This window comes from Bacillus sp. F19 (assembly GCA_023823795.1).
Taxonomy (GTDB): Bacteria; Bacillota; Bacilli; order Bacillales; family Bacillaceae; genus Bacillus_P.
Window position 1 is genome coordinate 2,323,021 of record CP085710.1, and the last position, 25,953, is coordinate 2,348,973.

The window sequence follows — 25,953 nt, forward strand, 5'->3', positions numbered from 1 at the left end:
CGCAATGAGTTATGAGGAAGTATCTGAAAATGAATATGTTTTCACCTATGGAAGTATATCTAAGAAATAGAACAGGAAGATGACAAGTTGAAAGTTGGATTACTTAATGATGAAGAAATCTGCACTTTTAAACAAATAGATCAATAATCAAAGGAGATCATAAATTGTTTAAATGGAATAATAGTAATCTGAAAATGAAAGGAGTGTCAACATTGTCTAAATTTAAAAAAAGTACAACTGCAATTTGTTTTTCATTATTGCTTGCAACAGGCTGTTCAGGTAATCAAACTGGGAGCAATACGAATCCTTCAACAGAAGACGAAGGAGAAGTTCAGCTACAGGAGGAGCAACAAACCACAACCACAAATCTTAAAGTAAAGAATGTTAAACAGATTGGAAATGATGGGTTTACTGAATTAGGGGAATTAAAATTCTTTGAAGATGATTCAATCGACATTGGAGAAAGAATGATTAATGATAAGTTATATACTTATGTCTCAATTATGAAAGATGAAAAATCTTATCTATCTATTACTGATGGCGATAAATGGTTGGTTAAGGATAAACTAATATCAGATGATGAAAGTATAATATTGGCAACTCCTATAACGATAGCTAAAACGAATAATGACTCTCGTATTGAGGATGACGTAGCAGTTGATAAGACATTATATTTAATAAATGAAAAAGGCGAAATTGAGACTGAAAGTGGCATCTCATATTACGATGACCCTTACGATAACGATGATGGTAATGGTTACCTTATAAAAACTTCTCAGGGATTAGCTCTTATTAAGTCTAAAGACGGGAATGTTGAGGCAATTAATTTAGAAACAGGAAAGACTTTAAAGATAACCAATCCTTTTGGGCCATTACTTCCTCATGAAGCTGGTTCGTATGAATTCGGATATTCCGTACAGTATATTAATTATGAAGAGAACATGGTACTGCTCTACGGTGCTAATTCATACAGTCCATATTATTATAAAGAAGATGAAGTTATCGAGGACGATGTTTATTTGCCAGAAGACTACGAATTAATTGGAAGTATCGGAGATAATTTCTATTACATGTATGATAGGGTCATTAACATTGTTGAACATCCAGAAGATAGTGATCTATATTATTATAGTTTGCAAACTGATGCTGATTCTATTGACACTAGATTAGAGTTACTTCCTTCAAAAAAAGAATTAATTGCCCATCAGTTTGGCAAGGAACTACGAATATATAATATAACCGATTATGAAGGAGTTCCATCTATTCAGATGATTACCCTTGAAAAATAGTGTTGACCTTTTTTGCAGAAACCGCATTTTTATACAAAAAATGCGGTTTTTTTAGAAGGTAAAATAACTTTGTTTAAGGAGGGGAGCGTAAAATGTTAAAAAGAAGTATCTGTTATTTGTTATTAATTCTTGTGATGCTTGTTTCTTGGGTTGTAGACCCTATTGTACAACTGTCTAAAATTCATGCAGCAACGAATCAAGAACAATCTAATGGGATGAAATATGTAAATAAAGAATTAGGATTTGAGCTTACACTTCCAGGGTCTTGGAGAGACAAATACACTATTGAAGTTATGGATAACAGTAATGTCGCCTTTAAGGCTAAGCTTAATGAAACATATGATAATGAAATATATGACAATATCTTTCTTTTTACCATTCATGTATACGATGAAAATCTAGAACAAGAGGGTGGAGAAGGAAGTCTTCTTGGAACGAATAATGGGAAAGCCTATTGGGTGACGGTAGATTATGCACTTTTCCATTACGACCGTTATGATGAGATGTTTCCGGATGCAACCGAAAGTGACCGCAGGATGATTGCAACGATGTCAAAGCAAATGAAAGATATAGGTAAGAGCTTCAAAATGCTTGAGATAGAGGGATCTGCAGCAGGAGAAGCGAAACCAAAAGAGCAAGGAAAAAATGGAGGAACAGCAGAAGAAGAAACGAATCAAGAAACGGCCAATGGGATTAAATATATTAATGGAGAATTAGGATTTGAGCTTACACTTCCAAAGTTTTGGAAAGATCATTATATTGTGGAAGAGAATGAACAGGGGGGTGTAACCTTTAAATTCAAGTTCAAGGGTAAAGTATATGATGATATCTATTTGTTTAACATCTATGTAGAGAATAGGGAATACTCCAAGGAAGAACAGGAAACGATGGGGGATATTGGTGTTCTTGACGTTAAGAATGGTAAAACCTATCTAATAACAGAAAACCTTGCTATGGATTACTATAACAACTATGATGATTATTTTGCATCCGTACCTAAAGAGGGCCGAAATGTAATTAAAGCTATGAGCAAACAAATGGGGGATATCGATTTTAAAGTGTTGACGGCAGGTGTAGCGAAATCAAAAGAAAATTATGCCGATTTAAATACAATACCTGGGGAAAGGTCTGAAACTTATGATAATACTCCAGATGAAACGAAAGACGGAACCATTGAAGAAGAAGAACGTGGAGAAAAATATGAATTTATGGATGAGCCGCCGCCAACGACAGAACGGCCGAAAAATTATGATTACTATCTCCAATCCACAACAGTTTTACTTGATGACGTAAGTTTACGTGTTATTAAAACTCCAATTGATAATATACTTACGCAAGTAATTAGGAAACCTTTAAGTGAAACGAACTATATCGGAATAAATGGAGGATATTATTCGCCCTCATATGATCCAGAAAAGTATGATCCATCAAAGGATGATTATGTATATAAGCCATGTTCAATGTCTTATTATAATCCTGGAGTAGGATCAACTGATGGGTATAATTATAACGGTTGCCGTGGCAAAGAACTTTCACTACCGACTTTTGTTACCTACTACGATAAGGATTTGAAAAAAACTAAAGCAGAGATTATTGAAGCTAAAAGCATAGATGAAATAAAAAAACACTTTAAAAATCTGGATAATAATGATCATCATCATCATTCTAATCAAGTTATAATAAATGCTATTGGTGGGAAAGGATTTGAACTTGAGCACATTGGATATTCGTTAGGAAGTTATGCGCAATATTGGTTACCTGTGCCACTCAGAAGAACAGTGTTAGGTTTTCAAGAAGAAGGTGACACTACTTATGCGTACTTAATGATTACGCTTGAAGGTGTGTCAATCACTGGTTTAAAAAGTCGTCTTAAGAATTTAGGATTTGATGAAACAAATTGTATTGTTTTAGATGGTTCTGGATCAAGTTCAATGAGAGTTTTTGATAAAAAAATTAATGATTGGGTTGTTGATAAGGGAATAGAACCTAACTTATTTACTAATCCAGAAGCAAACCGATTTTCATACAATATGATTAGATTAATTGAGTAAGTCTTTAATGAGATAGATTCTTAACATCAATTTTTTATAGATTGTAAAATTCGTAAATTTTCAATAGGAACCTGAAATCAAGCTTTGGAGGGAAATTATGAAAAGAAAACTAATAGCAACGTCTGTTGGGTGTATTCTAACATTAAGTGCATGTGGAAGTAATAATGTATCTAGTGGAAATGAGTATGAGTTTGATGGTACGTGGGAATTAATTGATGAAGATGTTAGTTCAGATACAGCGTGTCCACCAACGATAAAATTTGAAGGAAAAGATGAGATGGTAGTGGAAGGAGAAATTCCAACAGGAGAACATCAAATTACGGAGATTAAATATACAAAGGTATTTGAGGATGAGTTTAAATTTAAAGTTACTGCTTCTAAGATCGATGAAGAAGCACAAGAAATAAGTGAAGATGAAGAAGAAACCATAAAAATGAAAATAGATGATGATAGGTTACGTTTAGAGTATCAAAGGGAATCTTGTACTTATGCATTAAAGTAAACATTAAGTTTTGTTCAGACATGAATACTCTATACAAAACTAGTTTTGCAAAACTGATGCTGATTCTATTGACACTAGATTAGAGTTACTTCCTTCAAAAAAAAGAATTAATTGCCCATCAGTTTGGCAAGGAACTACGAATATATAATATAACCGATTATGAAGGAGTTCCATCTATTCAGATGATTACCCTTGAAAAATAGTGTTGACCTTTTTTGCAGAAACCGCATTTTTATACAAAAAATGCGGTTTTTTTAGAAGGTAAAATAACTTTGTTTGGGGGCGATTGCTAGATAAGGTACTCTCTCTTAACATAACAAGTAAAAATGACAAGATTGATACAGATGGAATAAAGTGGTTGTTTTATCAGGGGAAATGTATACTATGTATTAACTTACAAAATATTGGAGGTGCAATAAATTTACTGGTTACTTGGATTAATCGAAGGTGTCATTTCTTTATCCTGGGCTATAGATTTAAGACGAAAGAAAAATAATAACAATAAAGGTCATAACCCTAATGTTAAACCTGATGAAAGCAGCAATCATACTATGGGGGACAATAGATATATGAATGGTGATGGAAGCTAAGACGTCTTTGCTTTTTTTGGGTGTAACTTTGAAATAAAGTTTGCTCAAAAATATCTCACAAATCTTCATTCTACCGCACATAAAAAGAATCCATTTTGAAAAAAGATGAACAGCTCCCTTTCAAGTAGACAGTGGAAATAATAAAAATACTTTAAGCGGCTTGAACCCTGTATTCCAATGGGCTCAAGCCGTTTAATCTTTCTTGGTAACGTTCGTTATTGTAAAACTGGATATAATCATCTATTGCTTGTTGTAACGCTTCAAATGTTTCATACTTATGTAGGTAATATTTTTCACACTTCAACGTTCCCCAAAACGATTCCATTGGTCCATTATCTATACATTTTCCTACACGTGACATGCTATGAATCATTTTTGCCTTTTCTATTTTTCTCTTAAACCCATGTGACGTATATTGATACCCTCGATCACTATGAATCAATGGATGTTCATTCTCTTTTAATATAGCGATAGCTTGATCCAATGTTCGAAATACCAGTTTATTATTGTTTGAATGTCCCAATACATAACTAATAATGGAGCCATCGTAAAGATCTAAAATGGCACTTAAATACGTTTTCCTTCCATTTCCTAATTTGAACTCCGTGACATCTGTTACCCATTTTTCATTGGGCTTGCTTGCAGTAAATTCACGATTGAGTCGATTTTCAGCGACATATTGCGCAGATGAGGGAACATAGCGCTTTCTTTTCCGACGAATCACGGACTGTAATCCAGCGATGTGCATTAAGCGATAAATACGTTTGTGATTAAACTTTTTATGATATATCCAATTAATATTTAATTTCATTCTTCGGTACCCATAAATGCCTCCTACTCGTGCATAAATAGCTTGAATATCCTGAAGAATTGCTTCATTCTCTAATTCTCTAGCTGTTGGCGTACGCTGGAAATTTCACATAAAAGGATTACTGGTAGATTTTCATTCGCATGTAAATCTTGAATCGCTCTATATTTATTGTGTAGACGAACGCTTGTTAACGACGCCTCCTTTCGAGTTCCTCCAACTTTTTTAAAAAAGCATTTTCTGCACGTAATCGTTCATTTTCTTGCTCTAAACGTTTCATTTCCAGCTTAAACTTTGCTTCCTCTGTTAATCCATTTTCTCAAAACCGCAGTACTGGATATATTGTATTTTTGGATAACCTTGCATAACGAATAGTGTCCTGATAGATAATCATTGACGGCTGCTAACTTTAGCTCTTTTGAATAAGACTTCCAAGAAGTCGCGTCTGTTAAACCGTCTTCACCATTCATTTCATATCTTCTCTTCCAATCTTTAATCGTACCAGGATCAACAGAAAACTTGGCAGTAATATCAGCTATTGAATGATGACCATCTTTATAAAGAGCTAAAATAGCCAATTTTTCAGCTTTAGAATATTTCATTCGAGCCATAAAAAATACTCCCCTTAGATAAACAGATCTTTATTTTTTATCTGTCTACCTAATGGGGAGCATATCATCTTTTTTCAAAATGGATTCTTTTTATTTATCGTAAAATTTGGGATTGCGAGGTATTTTTGATCAAACTTTATTTCAAAGCTACACTTTGGTGTGACTAGTCTATTTTAGAGGCTCTAAAATAGGATGAATGTTTGAAAATAACGGCTCCTATGATCCAGTCTTTTTCATAAATAGAATCTTGTGTTTGTAGAAGGTTTGTATTATTCTTCATCTTCCTCTTCAGTATTAATTGTAATTTTTTTACATCCAACATAAAGACAAGAGAATACATCTATTCCGGGTTTTGCTTTAGATAAACCTTTAATATAAGGAGTTACTAAATCTTTAAAATCAGCTCCAACCCCTTCTTCTTCTAAGATTCCATAAACATACATCTTTTTTTCATCAAATAAAAAAGCTATATTCCCTACTGCTTTATCCTTAGCATCCACCACATTTAATATTTGAAAATGTGGGGTTAAAACCTCTGGAGAAAAATAGATTGGCAAATTAATCTCTCCTTACGTAAATTGTAATTTATCAAATAGTGTATCCTTTTTCTTATTCTTTTCTTTAGAAGGTTCTTTCTTACCAACGTGAATAAAAACTAAACACAGTAGTCCAACTAACAGTGTTAAACCTGCCGTACTTAAAAACATACCTGTTCTGGACCAGTCCATTAATGTACTATATACGGGTGGTCCAATAGCAACCCCTAAAAATCTTACAGATCCGTATAAAGAAGTAACAAATCCTCTCTTATCTGTTGAGACGGAACCTGTTATAAAGCTGTTAATACATGGTAGTGCAAGCCCAGTTCCAATACTACTTATAACAAGTACAGCGAAAAATGGGATTAAGTTCGTAAAAAACACGAGACTTGCAAAAGAAATCGTCATAAGTAACATTCCAAATACAATTAAAGATTTCATTCTCTTCATTTTTTTTCCAATTTTACTACCTGTTATATAAGAAGTTATTGTCATAAATAGGAGGGGGATGGCTAAAATAGCCCCTTTTAGCACACCATCAATTCCATAATCCTTCTCAAGAATGTCAGAAATATAAAATAAAATCCCAAATAAGGTGAATAGACAAGTTGCACCTGCTAAATAAGCAACAAGAATCCAACGTCCTTCTGTTTTAAAAACCGAGACGAGTCCTTTTACATACTTTCCTATAGGAGTAGGTTCTTTGTTTGCTTTTTTTTCCTTAATAAAAAACATCGTTAATAGAATTGAAACTAAACAAAAAATAGGAAAGGCAAAAAAAACAGCATACCAGACAACAAGAGCAAGTAATGAACCGATAATAGGACTAACGACTTTTCCGAATCCATTTGAAGCTTCAACTAATCCTAAAACCTTACTTTGTTCTCCACCTTTAAATAAATCTCCCGTCAAAGCCATCGCCATGGATGTTGTTCCAGCTGCCCCAATTCCTTGTATAATACGTCCCGCAAGAATCCAAGTGTAGGCATTGGAAAACCATGCGGCTGCAGCTCCGGCCAATATACCTCCACAGCCATAGAGAATGAGAGCAGGAATGACGATTGCCTTTCGTGAAAAGCGGTCAGAGAGATAACCTAATATCGGAATCATGATAGCGGCGCTTATGGAAAAAACTGATATCAGTAAACTTGTTTGAAATTGTGAGATGTCTAATTCACTTTTCATTTTTGGCAAGATAGGTATTAACATTGAATTCCCTAGCACGAGAATGAGCGGAATAGATCCTATTGCAGCAATTGTCATGCCTTTATGTTTTTTCTTTGGCACTGATTCCACCTCTGATCCTTTAGAATCTAAAAACACAAACCACGTATTGGGGAGAATTCCCCATCGATGGAAGTATCACTTTATTGTTTGGAGTTGTAGGACCGTTTATTCATTGTTACCTTCAACTCTTTTTGGGTAAATGGCCCAAAATCTACACATTCACCCATTTTTTGAATAATCTATTCTTGGTAAATAGAGGAGGCGCATGAGGATGGATTTTTTAGAATTGCCTAAAAGAACAGTTGGAAAAAGAAAATTTGGTCTTACATCGATTATTGATTTAGGAATTTCGATTGGAGAGTTAAAGAGTATATTACATGATTATCACTCGTTTATAGATATAGCCAAAATTGGCATTGGTTCTGCATATGTGACTCCAAACTTAAAGGAAAAAATTCAATTATACAGAGAATATGGTATTAAGACGTATTGTGGAGGGACGTTATTTGAAAAATCATACATGCAAAATAAAGTGGATGAATATTTAAAGAGTTTGAAGGCTTTAGGAATACAATTGGTGGAAATTTCAAATGGGACTTTTCATATTTCATTACAAGAGCGATGTGAAATGATCTCAAAAATTAAAAATGATTTTCACGTTTTGGCTGAAGTTGGTTCAAAGGATACGGAATCAGATATGTCGCTCTTAGAATGGAAGAATGAAATCAGACATTTATTAGAAGCCGGTAGTGATTATGTGATCACAGAAGGAAGGGATTCTGGAACATCTGGGATTTATCAAAAAAATGGAAATGTTAAAACCAATCTAATATGTGAATTAGTCAAAGGGATTGATGTAAATCGAGTCATTTTTGAAGCACCAACAGCCAAACAACAAATGTATTTCATCAATGAAATTGGAACAAATGTTAACTTAGGGAATGTAAAAATTCATGATGTGCTGCAATTAGAAGCTCAGCGTTGTGGCTTAAGATGTGAAACCTTTTTCTTTGGGGAAGATAGATGCAAATTACCCTTATAAGACATCTCCCAACAGAATGGAATGTAAAAACCTGGCTACAAGGGAGACAAAATATTGATATATTGCCTATTACGGAGGATATTCAACATAAAATTGAAACCAATCAACAACATTTAAAAATGCTTTCTCCTTTTGAATTCGTTTTAGCAAGTGCGCTGAAAAGAACACATCAAACAGCTCAATTATATGGAATGGATGCTAAGACAGAAGCCTTATTGGACGAATTGGATTTTGGACGGTTTGAAGGTCGTCCAAAAGGAAATATGATTAGTGAGCTTGGAGTGAGTTGGCTAGAAAATCCAAGAGAGTTAGTATTAGGTGAAAGAATAGTTAAATTGGAAGAACGGATCATAAATTTTTTAAAAAAGTATAAAGAAAGTAATAATATTCTTATATTTGGCCATGGTTCATGGATTAGAGCCTTTATTTCATTAGTACAATATGGACATATTAATCAAATGAATCAAATATCCGTCCATAATAATGAATGCAATACACTAACTGTTGATGAAAATAATATAATAGAACGATTTTCATAAAAAAGAAGATCCTTTTTGTTAGGATCTTCAATTATTTATTATAAGATAAGCATAAGAGTCTCAATTCAACACCTTTATTATCTATCAGGATCTTTAGGATTTAATATTCGAGGTCGCCTGTTTTTTAATGGGATTGGTGTACGTATGAGTACATCACGGAAGGCCCGATAATTAAACGGAATAAACGGCCATAAATAAGGAACACCGAAAGATTCCATTCTTGCTAGAAAAATAATAAATAAAGCAGTACCAACCATATAACCAGGGGTATGGAATATAGCAGTTAGTATTAAAAGTACAATTCTTACAAGTCGATTGGCAAGGCCGAGCTCATAACTTGGTGTGGCGAAAGTACCTATGGCAACAATAGAAAAGTACAATATTACTTCATTGGCAAATAAACCCACTTCAACAGCGATTTGTCCAATCATTAGTGCTGCAACGAGACCAAGTGCAGTTGCGAGTGATGTAGGGGTGTGAATGGCCGCCATACGCAGCATATCTAGACCTATTTCAATTAACATGAACTGCATTATCAAGGGGATATTTCCTTGTTTATTAGGACCAATAAAATCCAATCCTTCTGGTAAGAGATGCGGATCAATCGTGAATAAATACCACAAAGGTAATAGAAAAATGGATACAAAAACTGCTAAATAGCGTACAAATCTTAGGTAAGCCCCTGAGATTGGATTATTTCTGTATTCTTCAGCATGCTGAAGGTGATGCCAATAGGTAACTGGTGTGATCATGGCAGAAGGTGAGCCATCAACAAAAATAATGACATGACCTTCAAAAAGATGAGTTGCTGCTGTATCAGGCCTTTCGGTAAAACGTACCACGGGGAAAGGGTTCCAAAAACTACCGGAGATGTATTCTTCAATGGTTTTGTCAGCCATTGGAAGACCGTCCGTGTCAATTTGGGATATTGTATTTTTCAATTTTTTGACCATGTCAGTGTCAGCAATATCTTCTATATAACAAAGTACTACATCCGTTTTGGAACGCCGGCCAACTTGCATAAATTCCATACGGAGTGAAGGATCCCTTACTCTTCTTCTCGTTAGGGCTGTGTTAAAAACAATGGTTTCAACATAACCATCCCTTGAACCTCGAACAACTCTTTCCGTATCAGGTTCTTCAGGTCCTCGAACAGGGTAGGTCCTTGCATCAATTAAAATAACTTCATCAATGCCGTCCACTACTAGAGCGGTCGGGCCTGATAAAACCCCACTAATGACTTCGTTTAAATCGTCAGTTGTATTTATCTCAATATAAGGAATATAAGTTCTTAAAAGTTTTTTGAGGACATCCTTTTCGAGATCTTCTTTTGTTACTTTTGCTAAAAATTTCATTAATAGATGTAGAAGATCGTCTTTAACCAAACCATCTACTAAAAACATAGCCATTTTGTGTTCCGCATACTCAACATCTAAATGGATAACATCAAAACTTTTGCCTACTCCCAGTTCATTACGCAAATAGGCTACATTTTCTTCAATATTTGTATTTACTAGCACTTTCTTATCTTTTTGCTGTTCCATAATTCACCTTCATCATATATCCAATATTTCCTAATAGGCTATCCACATAATAGACATAAGGAGAAAAAATCATACCTTATTCATAAACGTTTTGATCTTTAATGAATTATTGAAAAAATAAAGGAAGTGAAAATATGGAGGAAGTGAAAATATGGAGGAATTGAAAATGCGCTTGCAGAAAATAGATATGAAATAAGGAAAAGGCTGTCTGAGGTTTTATCCGATGCCTCCTAACAAGTAAGAGATTGAGAAAAAAACGTGTAACTGACAACCTTATCTTTTTCGCCAACTCGGGGATAAAAAGTCAATTTTATGAAATCTAAATTTGTATATGAAATCAATAACATTCGTCGAAATCAACTGACAGATGATTGCGTAGGCTACAATTTTATAATCAATGACAATGGATGTAAGTATGAATATTAATAGGTTGATCCCCATCATTACTTTACCAGGGCTCCATTTTCGATAGGTGGAAATCATTAAGGCTGGAATAACCATCCCTCCGCTAGAAGAACCCTTTCGAATGAGTATACCGACACCTATTCCAAATATAAGTCCTCCGACTAAAATATCAAAGAGTATATGAACATGAAAATGAGGAATCTGAGTTGTTATGGTGCTGACAGTTGTTGAAGTAACTGCGACAGAAAACAATGTTCGTAGAGCCCATGTAAACCCAAAATAGTTCAGAGCAAAAATTAAAAAGACGGCATTTGCTAACCATAGGGCGAAACCAAGTGGTAAGTGGAAGAAATGATTCATCAGGATAGCCAACCCAGCTCCTCCACCAGAAGGGATGGAGTGTGGGAATAAAAATAAAGACATTGACATTCCTTGTAAAAAAGCTCCACAAATTAAATAAAAATATGTTTCGAGTGTTTTCATATATATTTAGGATCCTTTTAGTTCCATAATATTATGTCCCATTTGCCATTTCCCCCTTAAAGGATTCCTACCCCTTGTCCATTGTATGAGGAATTGAAAAATATTATGATTGAGCTAAAAGCTTGTCTTAAATTCTTTGTTCCGACGATATTGAATAGGAAAAGGATTGTTGTATGGAAGGTATGGGAAATACTGAAGTAAATACATATGCAGGATTTGGAGTAATCCTCTTTAAAGGAATAAGATTTTAGGTATGTTAAGATAAATGAAGGCATGCCAAATATCCTTCCTTTAAATATATGATTATGGAGGGATTTGGTATTTTGTAATCTTGTTAATAGAATTCATGTCTGTCTAAACTACAAATGTTTCTTTTCGTTTTAGTAAAGCATAAATCCAATGAATGAGCTTATTAGCACAGGCAATGACGGCTACTTTATGTGGTTTTCCTTCTTCTCGTTTTCTGTCGTAGAAGGCTTTTAGCTTTGGGTTTCGAGCGTTGATTAAACCACATTGTACAGCTGTATACAATACTTGTCTCAGTCTAGTAGAGACTCGCTTGGTAATACGATTTATGGTTGCTTTAAACTTGCCAGATTCGTGAACACTAGGGTCAATTCCGGCAAAGGCAACAAGCTTCTTAGAGTTATTAAATCGATCAATTTCACCAATCTCGGAGATGATTGTTGCCGCAATCTTACCTCCAATACCCGGTATTGATCGAATAATATCATCTTCTTCAAACTCTTGAGCTAAGGCATCTATCTCTTCTACCAACTGGGATAGGTGCTTTTGGTATTGTAGAAGCATTTCAATATACATTTTTAAGCTAACAATATGACTGTGGTTTAGCGTTTGTTATATGGATTATTCCTTGCTGCAGTTTATAAATCCTCCGCCTTCTTAATTGACCATGACTGGGAACGATTTTTACATAAATGGTGAATTTCTTTAGCTATCTCATTTACGCACGCTTCTTCAACTTCCTTAGGTGTTGGAAAGGCGAGTAGGGTGTTTAAGGAACCCTTTGAAAATAAGGCTCCAAATACTCTCTATATTCAGGGAAGACCTGATCTAAAATGGTATGAAACTGAGCTCATTCTTTTGCTTCGATTCATTACACGTTGAGACATGGGGCTTGAACTGGGCAATGGTATAAGTGGACACTAGGCCTTGCTCTTTCATCACTCGACCAATCCGTCTTCTTGAAACCTGGTATCCACATTTCTGGAGTTCCACTTTAATTTTGCGCGTGCCATAGTTTTGGCGGCTGGCATGGAAGATTTCTATCACTTTAAGGGTTACCTCATCTGTTTGAGGTAGAATTTTTTCTTCGTAATAATATGTGCTTCTTGAAATCTTGAGGACGTTACACATTGCTGATACCGAGTATTTGTGGGCGTTATTTCGAATCACATTTACTTTCGTCCCATGATCAGCGCGGCTTGCTTTAAAATATCATTCTCCATTTCTAGCTGTTTATTTCTCTTCATTACCTCAGCCAATTTCACTTGATCAGGCGTTAAATTATCTTTTTCTTTAAACGAACCTGAGTTGCGTTGTTGACTGATCCATTTATCTAGTGAGGAGGGAGTCAGGTCATACTCACTTATAATTTCTTTGCGAGGCTTTCCATTTAGATACAGTTGTACGATTTGTTCTTTAAATTCTTGCGTAAATGTTCGGCGCTCTCGTTTAGTCACAGTAGAATCTCCTTTTATCGTTGTTTTCGTTAGTCTACTTGACCTTAAAATAATTGTCTAACTTAGTGTAGCCGATTCAATAATGTAAAATTTTACGACCGTAAGAAATGGCTTGATGTTATGTCTATGGAGGTGTTTTTGAATTTTGCTTGGATTGTGCATATGATATTTTTAAAGAGAAATTTTGGTAATTACCATGGTATACTTGAATAAAAGATTATTTTATTAAGTATTAGTATATATAGTAAACTTACAGAAAAAAGGAGTAAACGTTTATGATTGTTAAAGCCGATGTTAAAATTCACAATATAGCCGGAATAAAAATCCCCAATTAAAATAGAACCATAGGTTTGAGAGGAGCTATGGTTCATGATTACAAGAGGGGATTTTTTAGATATGTACAAGCGAGGAATGTCTATTTCTGATATTGCGAGAGAACTAGAGCTAGATCGTTATTAAAATCAAAAACTTTAAGAGGTGAAACAAATGCACATCATCACTATGTTTGTTGTCCAGTGTACGATCCATGTCATATGAGTCACATGCCATATCACGTAGGTCACATGCCATATCCAATGAAAAACATGATGTCTCCTATGGAAAATATGCAGTATCCTATGGGCTATGGAAGTCAATCGGGTCCCTTTGTTCCTTTAACATCGCGATAAACAAAAATCGGATCTCCCTGATTTATAAGGTTTTTTATAGGTATGTTAATATAATGGATGAAAATTCTAAAAAAAAGACGTTTTCAAGAATTACTTTAAATGAAGGGTTTCATATTAATCTCCAAAATAAATTTTTTTAACACCATACCAAACTTTATTGATAAGATATGATTTTTAACTATTAGGCGATATAGTAAAAATATCTATTTTTTAAACCCCATAAAAAATCCGGAATTCCCTTTGCTAAGGAATTCTGGATTTTTAGTTATAAAAATTGAGACAGGAAGCATGTTTCTCCCCTATTTAACAAAATTTTTTCTTATAATGAATTAAAGTAAGTAATGGAAACAGGTATTCGTAACTATGGTAATAAATATAAAATCCTCCTGGGAGACCTTGACCTTTCGGATATGTTGTTGTCCAATCAATCTTTTCAGATGTCTCAAGCAAAAAAGTAACCCCGCGATTAATTTCGGGTGTCTTTTCATTTTCCGCAGTAATAAGCGCATCCAATGCCCATGACGTATGAGTGCGAGTGCTTTCATTTAAAGTCACATACTTTTTATTTATGTCGCTTTTACAAGATTCACCCCATCCACCGTTTTGGTTTTGAATTTTGTATAACCATTGGATTGCTTTTTGAATCGAAGGGTGATCTTTGCGTATGTTTACTGCTACTAATCCTGTAACAGCTGCCCATGTTCCGTAAATATAACAAATCCCCCATCTACCATACCAAGAGCCATCCTTTTTCTGATTTTGAAGCAGCCATTTAACACCACGTTTTACAAAAGGATGGTATTGATTTAAATGAGTGAAATTTCCTAAAAATTCTAATGTCCTCCCTGTTAAATCTGGTGTTGAAGGGTCTAGCATCAATGTTCCTCCTCCTTCAACAGGCAGCCAAGCAAGAAAAGATTTATCAATATTTTTTTCAAACGCAGCCCATCCTCCATCATCGTTCTGCATGGATATCACCCATTGAATCGCTCGATCCCAAGCTTGACGATAGACAGGGTTTTTAAGAACGTGGGATCGAATAGATCTTAATGAGGCTGTTGTATCATCAACATCAGGATGGAGTGTATTAATGTCAGCAAATCCCCATCCACCAGGTAACGAGGTTTGATTATGGATAGCCCAATCACCGAATACATCATGCTGTCTAGGCAGCAAGTAACGATTCGCCTTTTGAATCGTTACTGATGAAGGGGAAATCCCTGCTTCTTGTAGACAATAGCTAATTAGGGCCGTATTCCAAACGGTTGACGTCGTATACTGAATATGAATTTGATTATCAATTTTGGTCTTAAACGATTTTAACCCCTGAACAGCCCGGGTAATGATCGGATGTTGTTTCGAATAGCCCCGTGCCATTAAAGCAAAAATCATTAAAAACGTAGAACTGAAATAACTGTAATACGTTCCATCCGACTCAATTCGCTGTAACATATACTGCTCAGCGCGATTTAAGGCCATCTGATGGAGATCACGCGGATACCCTATAAGACTCTTTATTCCTTGTTGAATTGACGAAAGGAAGGACCGCCAATCATTCAACTCCATTTCCCAATCATCATCGCTTCTTATTAAAAATAAATCGGATATATCCGGAGAACGTTTTGTCTTCATACTAAATTTATAATCAGCAGCAATTAATATTGGAGTTAAATTTGCTCTTGCATACACGGAAAAGTCAAAGAAATTCACTGGAAAAGAAATCGGCAAAAGCATAATCTCAACCGGAATAGGAAAATGTTGCGGCCATTTATAATGTCCTGTAAGAGCTAACATGATTTTTGTAAACATATTTATTTCATTTAACCCACCGTTTTTCAAAATAAATTGTCTTGCTATGTGCATCTCCGGATCATTTTTTGTTCGGTGACCTGAGTAAAGGAGCGCATAATAGGCTTCAACGGTTGCCGTAAGGTTCCCTCCCTCTTCATCATAAAATAACTTCCAGGCCCCATTTTCCCCCTGTTTGCTAACAATCCGACGCACCAGCGACTGGATTAAATCTTCATCATTTATTTCTAATGTGCGTAATAAGATGATCATATAACAATCAGTTGAAATACCCGTTTCAAACGGATAGGACCATGATCCGTCGGGGTTCTGTTCTTCTATAAGAATGTTAACCAACCGGTTTATTTCAGCTTCAACTTTTTGTTTCATATAATTGTTAACCCTCTCTTTGTTAAAAGCAGTTTTTCATATTTATATTCCTTTCAACGCAAGCGCATTCGTAAGACGGGAGGGAAATGGATGGCTATCGGCCGTTTCGAAATAAAGAAAATGACGATAAAATCTCATCTAGAAATAAAAGAAGAATTGAAGAAAAAAAGCAAAAATAAACCAAGCTCTTTTACAGATTTAAAGCTGACAAAAGATGAAAGAAAACTAATTAACGATATTAAAGAAATGACGAATAAATTAAATGTAAATAATGTCACCAGAACACAGGCTTATTTTGATTTTTTTCTACAGCACCCTGAAATCCACTGGGCTTTATTAGGCCATATGGTATCACGAAACGGCGGTTGGCATATGACAGATTTAAAAGGCGATCTCCTTACAAGGTTGTTGTCTGAAAAAGAACAAAGTAATTTCTTTTTATTTTTAGAACGAGGAAATTGGTTAATATTTCAAGACGTTTATCCGCAATTTTTACTGTATAAGCAAAGTTTAAAAATCAATAAAAACCTTTTTTATCTTCTTCCCTACTTCAATGTTTCAATATTTATGGAAACGATATGGAATTATTTTTGGGAGCATGGCGACTGCTATCTTTTAGCCATCGCGACAGTTATTAACGAACAAAGTTATTTAGAAAAAAGCGTTATTCAAAATCATCATTTCAAAAAAACGGTATTAAATACAATTGGATTTAAGCTATATGATTTTTTGCGTTTTAATCATATAATTTTTCCATTTTATAAAAACGGAAAGGCAAAAAAACCAAACTTAAGTGGAGAAACTCTGCAACATTTTGATTCGCTTCATGAGCGAATCATGTTAGGAAAGCGATTATATTCATTACTTTTTCAGCAAGAATCTATCTTCCAAGGTGTTTTGATTTGGGCTAACAACCATCCTCATACAGGTTCTAGAAAAGATTATTGGGATCATCTGTTTCATCGTGTTAACGAATCGCTGCCAGGGTCCATTTACAGACGAAGAACAAAAAAGTGCCAACTTAAAAAAGGAGCACAGCGTATCTATAGTCCCACATTGCAATTTGCTTGGAAAAATGTTGATCATCCAGAAGCTGATAAGGGCGACTGGTTTGATGATTGGAGAATTGTCGATTATTTAGAAGAAGAAAAATACACAGGTGGGGAAATTTATGATGAGTACTGTAAAACGATTGAAAAAATCGAGCTTGCCATCATTGCAAAAAAGGCGATCTTTCTCAGACAGGAGTAAAGATCTTTATGCATATATAACAGTAGCTCTATTCGCTTCATTAGTTGGGACTTATTTAGATTTAATTTTTGTTGGGAAAGGAATTTATCACTTTCCTGTTAGGCTTTTCCCTGAAATATTTACAATTAATATTGTGTTTACTTTATTTATCCTTCCGCTCTTCACGATTCTCTTTTTGTTTTTTGCTAAACGGGTCCAACCATTTGAACGTTTTATGATGATACTTATTATTAGTGTTGTTATATTTTTTATAGAACAATTTACTGAACAATTAGGATGGTTTATACATTACACGAAATGGAATCATGCTTATTCTTTTTTTGGATATATGTTATTTTTCATCGTCGTTTGGAAGCTTTTCCTTTTGTTTTCATCATATTTCCGTTAAATAGCAAGGAACGCCTTAGAAACCAAAAGACTCTTTCACTTTTATTTTCAATAGATTTATTTGATGAATGTACCTTTTATTTCAAATAAAAAAGAATAAAGACAAGGAGAACCTCATAAATCTACTCACCAGGTATATATCTAAAACTATTTAAAAAAACTTAACGTTGTTTCTCTTTTTCGGGACGATAATTCTATAATAAGCCGAATCATCTTAACGTACAGAAGATCGGCTATTTGTGCGTCGAATTTTGCTTAGCGTACGTTTTCCGCGTTTTGCTGGCGGTACCCTTGGCGGTACCCCATATAAAGTTTGAGTAAAATCCTGTATTAATTTAAACAGGATTTTTCTTTTTGTTTTGTCGATGATGTAAACCCTAGTATGTTACTCCACAAAAGGGCCAGATAATTGAATAACACTTGGCAGTTAAAATATTTAGAGATTGGGAAGGAGCTTTAAGTTTTTTGTTTCGTGAAAAACATTTACAAAGCATAAACAAAACAATGCTCTTAATTTAACAAATTATAGATATTATTTTTATGTACAACCTGTGAATCCAACTCCTAAAAACTTACCTAACGCGTTGGTCAATGAGGACGAGGGAGTGGAGGTTCCTAATCAAGGTAAAACGAATATTGTATAGGAGGATAAATAGTGAACAAATTAAAAGCAGCTTTATCATTTTTGATGGTGATCACAATGGTAATATTTCCGTTAATGTCGCTAGCTACTGCTGAAGAAGATGTGGAACAAGATACTACCTCTAATTCGACACAGTTAAAAGTAATGAGCTATAACTTAAGATACGCTAATGCCTCAGGCCCTAATTCATGGGGAGACCGACGACCTGTTATGGCTCAACTGTTGGATCTAGAAAAACCGGATATTATCGGAACTCAAGAAGGCCTCTTTCACCAGTTGAAAGATATGGAGGAGGATATGCCTCAATATGACTGGATTGGAGAGGGAAGAAGAGGCGGCAGCAAAAGCGAATACATGGCGGTCTTTTATAACAAAAAACGTTTTTCACCGTTGGAATACGATCACTACTGGCTGTCTGATACACCAAACGTTATTGGCTCAACCACATGGGGTGAAAAATGGGATAACCGAATGGTCACATGGGTAAAATTTATGGATAAAAAAACAAAGCAAGAGTTTTATTTCGTTAACACTCACTTAGACCAAAGTTCAGCAGAATCGAGAGAAAAAAGTGCAAAATTAATAGTTGAAAAATTATCCGAATTTGAACCACACTTGCCAGTTATCATTACAGGGGATTTTAATAGCAAATCTAATTCCATACCTTATCATACCATCATTAACGATGGCGGATTTACAGATGCTTGGGCACAGGCTGAAACAAAGATTGGAGAAAACCTCGGTACCTTTAACGGTTTAAAGGATCCGACAGGTGGCGGACCGGGTAACATCATTGACTTCATTTTTTATAAAGGTAATTTAAAAGTGAAACAAGCCAAAATAAATGATTATACAAAAAATGGGCAGTTTCCTAGCGATCATTTTCCAGTCATTGCAGATTTAGCCATTGAACCTAGTCAGTACGCAGAAAATTTAGCGTTAAATAAAACGACAATCGGCACAACAGCCTGCAATCAAGCGGAAGCAGCCGGAAATGCATTTGACGGAACTATCTATAATAACAGTAAATTTTGTTCTAAAACAGTACCGGCATTCGTTCAGGTTGACCTAGGATCACCTCAAGCCGTATCTGATTTTATCATTAAACATGCTGGAATGGGTGGAGAGGATCCGGGATTAAATACGAAAGACTTCAACATTGAGGTAAGTGAAGATGGAACCAATTGGACTAGAGTAGTAGAAGTAACCGGAAACACTTCTAATTCAACATTGCATGAAATAGCTCCTGTGTCCGCCCGCTATGTGAAGTTAAACATTGTAAATGCCGGAAGAGACAATGTTACACGAATTTACGAATTCGAAATTTACGGAAACTAGTTTTAATGATAATCATAAAGAAGTAGAAGACTGGAAATAAATAAGTCCACATATATATTAAAATAAGCCATCCAAGGAAAGGATGGCTTTTGTGGCTAAAGGAAAATGGAGAATAATTGGGAGGAACAGGTTTTCAAATTTAATACAACATATTATTTTCCTTGATAATTCAATTAGGAGTTCATATGTCGATGTGCCAGAATGGAATGAAGTATTTTTTGTAATGGAGACGGAAAATAATTACTTTGGAGTTTATTGGTACACAACTTCATAGAAAATAAAACCCGACCAATCAAGCTTTCATTTTGGTGGATTTTTTCATCTTGAGCTAAAGGAGGCGTTTCTGTATAAGCAGAAACGTTTTTTTACTAAAAGTTGCAGTTATGTTTGTTCAAAGCTATTGGTAGGATCAGTTTCCAAACAAATTAGGTAGAACAATTCAAGATTGATTAAAAGTTTTCTTAAGTATGAATAAATGTTAAAAAAAACTGGTATTATCTTTAAGTTAGCGAATATAAATAGTCATCTATTTAATACCCTTTAGAGGAAGTGCTAAAAACATAACAATTATCAGTGACTTTAAGCAATTTTTGAAAATTCAAGGTGCAGCAGTACTCATAATTAGTTTGCAACAGCGAAACATTTCCCTGGGCACGGTGATACAGCCGTAGACTAACACTATGGGCTGCCGATTATTAATCACGATTTAAAGACACTTCAAAATGTAGATTTAAAACCGTTTAAAAAAGCCATTGGAGCTGGCATTGATGCGATTATGACTGGTCATATCGTTGTACCTGCTCTTGATGACTCAGGACTTCCTGCAACCCTTTCCAAACCAATCCTAACATAGCAGAAATTATTTGTGAAAAAGGATTGCAGTCCAGAAAGGTGATGGACTACCTTTCAAATTATTTCAGGAGGGACTTGAAGTTTTTGAATACCGTATATATGGGAGACTTAGGAAGAGAATCTCTACAAAGGAAATACCAGTCAGGTAAAAACGAAAGAATTACCACACGTTTAACGCAATCCGCCTATGAAGACGTGTTTTCTCTGTCATACGCATTAGATGTCACTCCATCAAAAGCGACAGCTCTTTTATTGGATGCAAGTATACGAAATACCAATCTTTTGAATGCATTTGTAAAAACATACCTACATGGTCACTTGGATGACACGAGAATGAAGGAGCTGAAACAAGTATTGAAGTACATCAATAAAAATAATCCTTACAACGAGGAAATTTCTTGGTTTACCCTTCTTTCTATGATCTTTGATGACATTAAGGAAGGTACAAGTAATGTAAAAATGGTGATTAGTCACTTGATGGAAAAAAACAAATAAATGTATTGCTCAAAAAGCATAATCGGGGATTCACAATCACCTTCTATAGTATTAGATTAAACATCTTTATTGTAAGTGACTAGGATTGTGTTGTTCAACGAATGAGAATAGCTGGTGGAAGGTTTATATTTATTGTAGTATTCTGAATTTATGTTTTGTGAATAGCTGGAGGGAATAGAAGTGGAAAACTAGAGGAGTGTCTTCTATTGAAGAAGAATTATTGGTTCATAGCTATGGGCATTGTTTGGACTGTTATTTTTTCCGGTATGAGTTTTTATTGGGCAATGGGTGGCCTACTTGGTGTTAGGTCTCTAGGAGGGTCCATCTACGAGATGTCCTTAAACCCGGACCCCTCGTTCGTCATTCTTGTATGGTTTACCGGTTTAATTAAATTACTTGGCTCGATATTATTGTTGATGCTTCTTGTTCAATGGAAGAAGCCTATAATAACCAGAATGCTTTACTACGTGACAAAAATTGTGGGAGCTTTATTATTCTTGTATGGCTTACTTAATTTCGTCACGATTACTTTAAGTGCGTTTAATATTTTAGATTTTGACTTAGATTCATATGCAACGTTTTGGAGGTTAGCTTTTTGGGAACCTTTTTGGATGGCCGGTGGAATTTTTTACTTCTTTTCCATTAAAAGAATATAATTTGGTCAATTACCAAGGGACTTTCTTTGATAAGTTCTTTGAAACGATTTTCCAGAAACGGGCGCTTTAATGGAGGAAGGATTACAGAAATGATCAAACTTTTTTATAAATGAATGATTCAATTGATATATTAAGAGCGTGTTTTGATCAATCTTTTTTTCAAAACACGCTCTTTTTTTTGTTCGTTTATCAAGGTTATTAGTATCAATTTGATCAAACTTTATTCCAAAGCTACACCTTCTTAATCAGGCTGTGGAACAACATATTCTTTGCCAGGAAGAAAATGATCAGCCTTGGAGGGTCAATCAAGATTTTAGCTATACTGAAGAAGGGAAACCAGATATATTTTCGGCTTCAATTGATGGTACGAAACTATTTTCCTACGATTATTCATATGATTTGCAAAATAATAAAGTAAATACGAATATAAACAATGGGTTATTTGCAAAAGAAACCAGTTTCAAAGATAGTAATTTATTAGATTTCATCAAGTATTCTAACTCTACATTAGACGTTACTTACTCCTATGAGTATGATCGTTCTGGCAACATAACTAAAGAAACGACACCACAAGGGATAACAATCTTTACTTATGATGCGAACAATCAACTGAAAAAAGAGGAATTACCAGACGGATCAACGAATGAATACATTTATGATGAGGTAGGAAATCGTCAAAATTTTTTACAAAATCGTGTAGAAGTAAATAACTTTACTTACAATGATGGGAACCAAATCGCTACCAAAAATGGAGTATCATATAAATATGATGCGGATGGAAATTTGATTAATGATGAAAAATTCAACTATGAATACAATGCTCTTGATCAGCTAACTCGCGTCACAACACTTCAAAATGAAGAAGTCGCTATGGATATGACGAGGAAGGCTTACGTACAAAGAAAATAGTTGGAAATAAAGCACACGAATATTACTATGAATCTGGTAACCTTTCATTTGAAATCATCCGTGCTAACAGTGAAATCGTCCAATATCGTTATTATCAATGGGATGGATATAAGCCTTTAGGGATGATTATTCGTGAAAAAGATGTAAATGGTGATTGGTTAGAGAAAACATATCATTTCTGGACAAATCATCGGGGAGATGTAATATCAATTTTAGATCAGGCAATGAAGTGGGCTCATATAGCTATGATGCTTATGGAAATATACTTAGTGAAACCGGTTATGCTAAGGGTAACCCGATAAGCTATGCGGGGTATTATTATGATTCTGAAACACAGCATTATTATCTCCAAGCTCGTTATTATAATCCTGAAAATGGAAATTTTAATTCTCTAGATCCACACCCAGGTGATGATAGTGAACCGATATCTCAAAATGGGTATACGTATACAAAGAACAACCCTGTAATGTTCATAGATCCTGAAGGGAGATACTGGAAGAACGCTTGGTGGAATTCAAGGCCCTTTCTTTCAGCAACTATTAACGCAGTTATATTCTTGTCGGCGGGGGCAATTGGGCAAGGGGTAAAGGTTGTTTTGAAGCAATTATCAAAAAAACAACTAGCAAAGAGTAAGGAAACTGTTTTCTTTAGGAAGTTTAAAAAATCTATGAGAGCTAGAGGAATTTCAAATGCTATCTCTAGTAAGGTTGTAGGGATACTAACTACAGCGGTAGGAGTAGCTTCTTTCTATAAAAATCCTGGTGGATATATATTTGGAAAGCTAGATGCTCGTGATAGATTTAGAAATAATGGATACTTCAATTGGTATTAAAGGGTGATTAAATTGTTTCTATTTTTAAAAAGGGAAAATTACATGGTTAAAGGCTTAGCAGAATTAATGTATCAAGATGTTTCAGAAGATAAATGGGATCAAACTAATCTTACAAGAGAAAAGTTGAATTATAGTAATGAAAGCCTTTATTTAGTAAATGAATATGTTAATAGGTTAAAAGGAACAGATTTGTTAAATAAAAATGTAAATACATTTTCTATTCGAATTGGTGCATATATTGGAGAAGTAATTAGAAAGAATATTAACGATGATTACCATTGGTACGAGTATACTACAGTCGAGCACCTCATTCCTAAAGCTCATAATTTTAATGATTACATTAAAACACAACAAGTAATATACTCAAAAAAAAATAATCGTATGATAGTGCCAATGTATGAAGTATACAATTACTTTTTAGGAAACTTCGAATATAAAGATTTATATAGTTATGTAACAGAAATGATTGAACAAAATTCTTCCTAGTAAAAGTTTTCAACGAAAAACACCTTACTCTCAAATGAAAGTAAACTGCACCCGAATCAGAAAGATAAACACAAAAAGAGATTGACGATTGCCAAGCATTTTAACCTTTATGACCACCGATTAATTTACTTCTATGGAGAGCAGTACCCGCATTGGTAAATGATACAGCTCTTAATAAAGAAGCAGAACCATGCTTACTTCTTATCTCATCCATGGTATACCCTAAACGACTACGTTTTGGATTACCCAAATCAAACAATGATAACTGTAATTCGGAATCATCCACCAGTCCTATACTTTAAAAAACCTCCATTGGACGCATCATTTCGTAATCTTCATGTTCAAGCATGTGACAATGCCACACATACCGCCCTGTAAAAGGTCCAAAACGGGCTATAATGAAGGTAACGTAACCAAATGGAGTTTGAACTGTATCTTTTAATCCCCTTTCATACGGTTTAGCATGAATGGGTGGTCCTGTAAAGATAAGTTTTCCTGTATTTATAAAATGAGAAACGTCAAAAGGCTGCCGTCCAAGAATTTGGAAGTCGACCAAATGCAGATGGATGGGGTGGGGGTCATCATCTATGATATTGATGATTCGCCATACTTCTACGGTGTTTACCTGTATCCTTTCCGATATGCGATCCATCCACATTTTACCGTCCAGTAAATTCAATGATCTGCCATATTGATCCTTTAGACTAACTAGTGTTAAATCTCTTGTTCTCGTTGCCATCCATGGAGAAAGCCGTTCAATTCCCCCTAAATAATTCGGAATGGAGCTGGTATCTGTGCTTCTTAGTGGAACCGTGACTTTGAATTGCATTACATCTGTTGTCTCGGGGTATGCAGTCTTTGTGACATTTTTGAGAATCATGGTTTGACCGTAGTATTGAGAAAAATCAATAATCACATCTACACGCTCGGCACTCATGAGTATAAATTTATTTATTTTTACCATTGTCTCAAGAAAGCCGCCATCCGTTCCAATTTGATAAAAAGGCTGACCAGAGTCCAATTTTAATGTAAGGATTCGGCTATTGGATGCGTTTAGAATGCGAAAGCGGTATTTTCTTGGTTCAACCTCCAGAAATGGATAAACCTTCCCGTTTACCAGAATGGTATCCGCATCAAAAGGTGAGACAAGAGAAGGATGAGGAAGAGGAAGAGATGCATTATTTTGTTGTGAATGACCTGTATTGGTTTGATGTTGACTTGTGTTGGTTTGAGACGGTTCGCTTGGATAAAAAAGTGATCCATCTGAGTTGAATGAACGGTCTACAATTAACAGAGGGATTTCATAATTTCCTTTTGGAAGATTAAGGGCTTGTTCATTCTCGTCTCGTATGAGATAGAATCCTGCGAGTCCCGCATAAATGTTCAATCTTGTAATTCCCACCGTGTGGTCGTGGTACCATAACGCTGTGGCTCGCTCAATGTTTGGGTATGTATAAACCTCTCGTTCAAATAAAGGACCTGTTTGTTCAAAATTTCTTGTAAACCATGCTTCGGGGTAACCATCACTATGAGCAGGCGTTCTTCCTCCGTGTAAATGAACAACGCTTCTACCCTCTGGAAGAGTGATTTCGGAACCGTGAATCGTTGTATCAACGGGAAGAAAGTGCATATTGGGCAGATTATTCATCCATTTAACATACACGATTTCATTCTTCATTACTTCGAACGTAGGACCTGGAAATGTTCCTTCATAACCCCATAAACGGGTTGGTCGAAGGTCTCTGTGTAGCTTCTGATAAAACTCCATCATGGTCACTTCGTAATATGAACTATTATTATTTCGCTTCTTAGGAGAGAAAGTGTTTGGAATAGGCAGTTCATCCACGAATTTTTGCAGCTTTACCTTTTCAGGCATAGAAGAAACCCCTCCTTACTATTAAGAACTTTTTAGTTAAGCTTATGAA

The 25,953-nt window shown here is 35.0% G+C and carries 19 protein-coding genes and 4 pseudogenes; 14 read left to right on the forward strand and 9 right to left on the reverse strand.

Features of this window, described 5'->3' with window-relative positions; translation table 11 throughout:
- Positions 1-212 precede the first annotated feature (212 nt).
- The 3 genes from LIT25_11790 (at position 213) to LIT25_11800 (ending at position 3,842) form a co-directional block, all read left to right on the forward strand.
- On the forward strand, positions 213-1,289 hold the full coding sequence (locus LIT25_11790; protein USK35909.1) for a hypothetical protein: 1,077 nt from the start codon (positions 213-215) through the stop codon (positions 1,287-1,289).
- A gap of 92 nt (positions 1,290-1,381) precedes the next feature.
- Positions 1,382-3,340 carry a hypothetical protein gene (locus LIT25_11795; GenBank protein USK35910.1) on the forward strand — a complete coding sequence of 653 codons (1,959 nt, stop codon included), beginning with the start codon at positions 1,382-1,384 and terminating at the stop codon, positions 3,338-3,340.
- A 97-nt stretch (positions 3,341-3,437) separates the two neighbouring features.
- Positions 3,438-3,842, forward strand: coding sequence for a hypothetical protein (locus tag LIT25_11800; GenBank protein USK35911.1), 405 nt, complete (start codon positions 3,438-3,440; stop codon positions 3,840-3,842).
- Between the two features lie 741 nt (positions 3,843-4,583).
- On the opposite strand, the pseudogene LIT25_11805 reads toward LIT25_11800, so the two are convergent.
- The 3 genes and pseudogenes from LIT25_11805 to LIT25_11815 form a co-directional block, all read right to left on the reverse strand.
- A pseudogene (locus LIT25_11805) lies at positions 4,584-5,851 on the reverse strand (IS3 family transposase).
- A 269-nt stretch (positions 5,852-6,120) separates the two neighbouring features.
- Positions 6,121-6,408: a hypothetical protein gene (locus LIT25_11810; GenBank protein USK35912.1), complete on the reverse strand. Its 288-nt coding sequence runs from the start codon at positions 6,406-6,408 to the stop codon at positions 6,121-6,123.
- 12 nt (positions 6,409-6,420) lie between these two features.
- Entirely contained in the window at positions 6,421-7,686 is a 1,266-nt protein-coding gene (locus LIT25_11815) for an MFS transporter (GenBank protein ID USK35913.1), read from the reverse strand.
- Between the two features lie 202 nt (positions 7,687-7,888).
- Here LIT25_11815 and LIT25_11820 point away from each other — a divergent pair, with 202 nt between their 5' ends.
- Both LIT25_11820 and LIT25_11825 read left to right on the forward strand, forming a co-directional pair.
- Positions 7,889-8,659 (forward strand): phosphosulfolactate synthase, encoded by a 771-nt coding sequence (locus tag LIT25_11820; protein USK35914.1) that lies wholly within the window; start codon positions 7,889-7,891, stop codon positions 8,657-8,659.
- Positions 8,641-9,198, forward strand: coding sequence for a histidine phosphatase family protein (locus tag LIT25_11825; protein USK35915.1), 558 nt, complete (start codon positions 8,641-8,643; stop codon positions 9,196-9,198). The genes LIT25_11820 and LIT25_11825 overlap by 19 nt, the downstream gene beginning before the upstream one ends.
- 77 nt (positions 9,199-9,275) lie before the next feature.
- Here the strand turns inward: LIT25_11825 and LIT25_11830 are convergent, their stop codons facing one another.
- From LIT25_11830 to shc, 5 genes and pseudogenes are all read right to left on the reverse strand, one after another.
- A complete protein-coding gene (locus tag LIT25_11830; GenBank protein USK35916.1) occupies positions 9,276-10,742 on the reverse strand; it encodes a spore germination protein in 1,467 nt (488 codons plus the stop codon).
- Positions 10,743-11,015: 273 nt separating this feature from the next.
- Positions 11,016-11,630 (reverse strand): YitT family protein, encoded by a 615-nt coding sequence (locus tag LIT25_11835; GenBank protein USK35917.1) that lies wholly within the window; start codon positions 11,628-11,630, stop codon positions 11,016-11,018.
- 354 nt (positions 11,631-11,984) lie between these two features.
- Positions 11,985-12,723 (reverse strand): annotated as a pseudogene (locus tag LIT25_11840) (IS110 family transposase).
- A gap of 5 nt (positions 12,724-12,728) precedes the next feature.
- Positions 12,729-13,333: pseudogene (locus tag LIT25_11845) on the reverse strand (IS3 family transposase).
- Positions 13,334-14,304: 971 nt separating this feature from the next.
- Entirely contained in the window at positions 14,305-16,179 is a 1,875-nt protein-coding gene (gene shc, locus LIT25_11850) for a squalene--hopene cyclase (protein USK35918.1), read from the reverse strand.
- Positions 16,180-16,269: 90 nt separating this feature from the next.
- Between shc and LIT25_11855 the strand changes: the two genes are divergently transcribed.
- From LIT25_11855 to LIT25_11895, 9 genes and pseudogenes are all read left to right on the forward strand, one after another.
- Positions 16,270-17,430 (forward strand): DUF2515 domain-containing protein, encoded by a 1,161-nt coding sequence (locus LIT25_11855; protein USK35919.1) that lies wholly within the window; start codon positions 16,270-16,272, stop codon positions 17,428-17,430.
- A gap of 1,042 nt (positions 17,431-18,472) precedes the next feature.
- Positions 18,473-19,798, forward strand: a complete 1,326-nt coding sequence (locus LIT25_11860) for a discoidin domain-containing protein (GenBank protein ID USK35920.1) — start codon at positions 18,473-18,475, stop codon at positions 19,796-19,798.
- 91 nt (positions 19,799-19,889) lie between these two features.
- Positions 19,890-20,072 (forward strand): hypothetical protein, encoded by a 183-nt coding sequence (locus tag LIT25_11865; GenBank protein ID USK35921.1) that lies wholly within the window; start codon positions 19,890-19,892, stop codon positions 20,070-20,072.
- Between the two features lie 354 nt (positions 20,073-20,426).
- Positions 20,427-20,648: pseudogene (locus LIT25_11870) on the forward strand (glycoside hydrolase family 3 protein).
- A gap of 86 nt (positions 20,649-20,734) precedes the next feature.
- Positions 20,735-21,145: a hypothetical protein gene (locus LIT25_11875; protein ID USK35922.1), complete on the forward strand. Its 411-nt coding sequence runs from the start codon at positions 20,735-20,737 to the stop codon at positions 21,143-21,145.
- A 206-nt stretch (positions 21,146-21,351) separates the two neighbouring features.
- A complete protein-coding gene (locus LIT25_11880) occupies positions 21,352-21,801 on the forward strand; it encodes a DUF3995 domain-containing protein (GenBank protein ID USK35923.1) in 450 nt (149 codons plus the stop codon).
- A gap of 252 nt (positions 21,802-22,053) precedes the next feature.
- On the forward strand, positions 22,054-22,710 hold the full coding sequence (locus LIT25_11885) for an RHS repeat protein (GenBank protein USK35924.1): 657 nt from the start codon (positions 22,054-22,056) through the stop codon (positions 22,708-22,710).
- Between the two features lie 154 nt (positions 22,711-22,864).
- Complete coding sequence (locus tag LIT25_11890; GenBank protein USK35925.1) at positions 22,865-23,542, forward strand: RHS repeat-associated core domain-containing protein; 678 nt, start codon at positions 22,865-22,867, stop codon at positions 23,540-23,542.
- A 42-nt stretch (positions 23,543-23,584) separates the two neighbouring features.
- The gene (locus tag LIT25_11895; GenBank protein ID USK35926.1) at positions 23,585-24,028 is read left to right on the forward strand and encodes a hypothetical protein; all 444 of its coding nucleotides are present in this window, start codon (positions 23,585-23,587) and stop codon (positions 24,026-24,028) included.
- A 298-nt stretch (positions 24,029-24,326) separates the two neighbouring features.
- Here LIT25_11895 and LIT25_11900 read toward each other — a convergent pair whose 3' ends face one another.
- A complete protein-coding gene (locus LIT25_11900; protein ID USK35927.1) occupies positions 24,327-25,904 on the reverse strand; it encodes a multicopper oxidase in 1,578 nt (525 codons plus the stop codon).
- Positions 25,905-25,953: the final 49 nt, after the last annotated feature.

What these genes read in the sequence shown, in the direction of transcription:
- LIT25_11835 (USK35917.1), bottom strand. Translation starts at nt 11,630, where the DNA reads ATGAAAACACTCGAAACATATTTTTATTTAATTTGTGGAGCTTTTTTA.
- shc (USK35918.1), bottom strand. Translation starts at nt 16,179, where the DNA reads ATGAAACAAAAAGTTGAAGCTGAAATAAACCGGTTGGTTAACATTCTT.
- LIT25_11795 (USK35910.1), top strand. Translation starts at nt 1,382, where the DNA reads ATGTTAAAAAGAAGTATCTGTTATTTGTTATTAATTCTTGTGATGCTT.
- LIT25_11900 (USK35927.1), bottom strand. Translation starts at nt 25,904, where the DNA reads ATGCCTGAAAAGGTAAAGCTGCAAAAATTCGTGGATGAACTGCCTATT.
- LIT25_11820 (USK35914.1), top strand. Translation starts at nt 7,889, where the DNA reads ATGGATTTTTTAGAATTGCCTAAAAGAACAGTTGGAAAAAGAAAATTT.
- LIT25_11825 (USK35915.1), top strand. Translation starts at nt 8,641, where the DNA reads ATGCAAATTACCCTTATAAGACATCTCCCAACAGAATGGAATGTAAAA.
- LIT25_11855 (USK35919.1), top strand. Translation starts at nt 16,270, where the DNA reads ATGGCTATCGGCCGTTTCGAAATAAAGAAAATGACGATAAAATCTCAT.
- LIT25_11830 (USK35916.1), bottom strand. Translation starts at nt 10,742, where the DNA reads ATGGAACAGCAAAAAGATAAGAAAGTGCTAGTAAATACAAATATTGAA.
- LIT25_11800 (USK35911.1), top strand. Translation starts at nt 3,438, where the DNA reads ATGAAAAGAAAACTAATAGCAACGTCTGTTGGGTGTATTCTAACATTA.
- LIT25_11895 (USK35926.1), top strand. Translation starts at nt 23,585, where the DNA reads ATGGTTAAAGGCTTAGCAGAATTAATGTATCAAGATGTTTCAGAAGAT.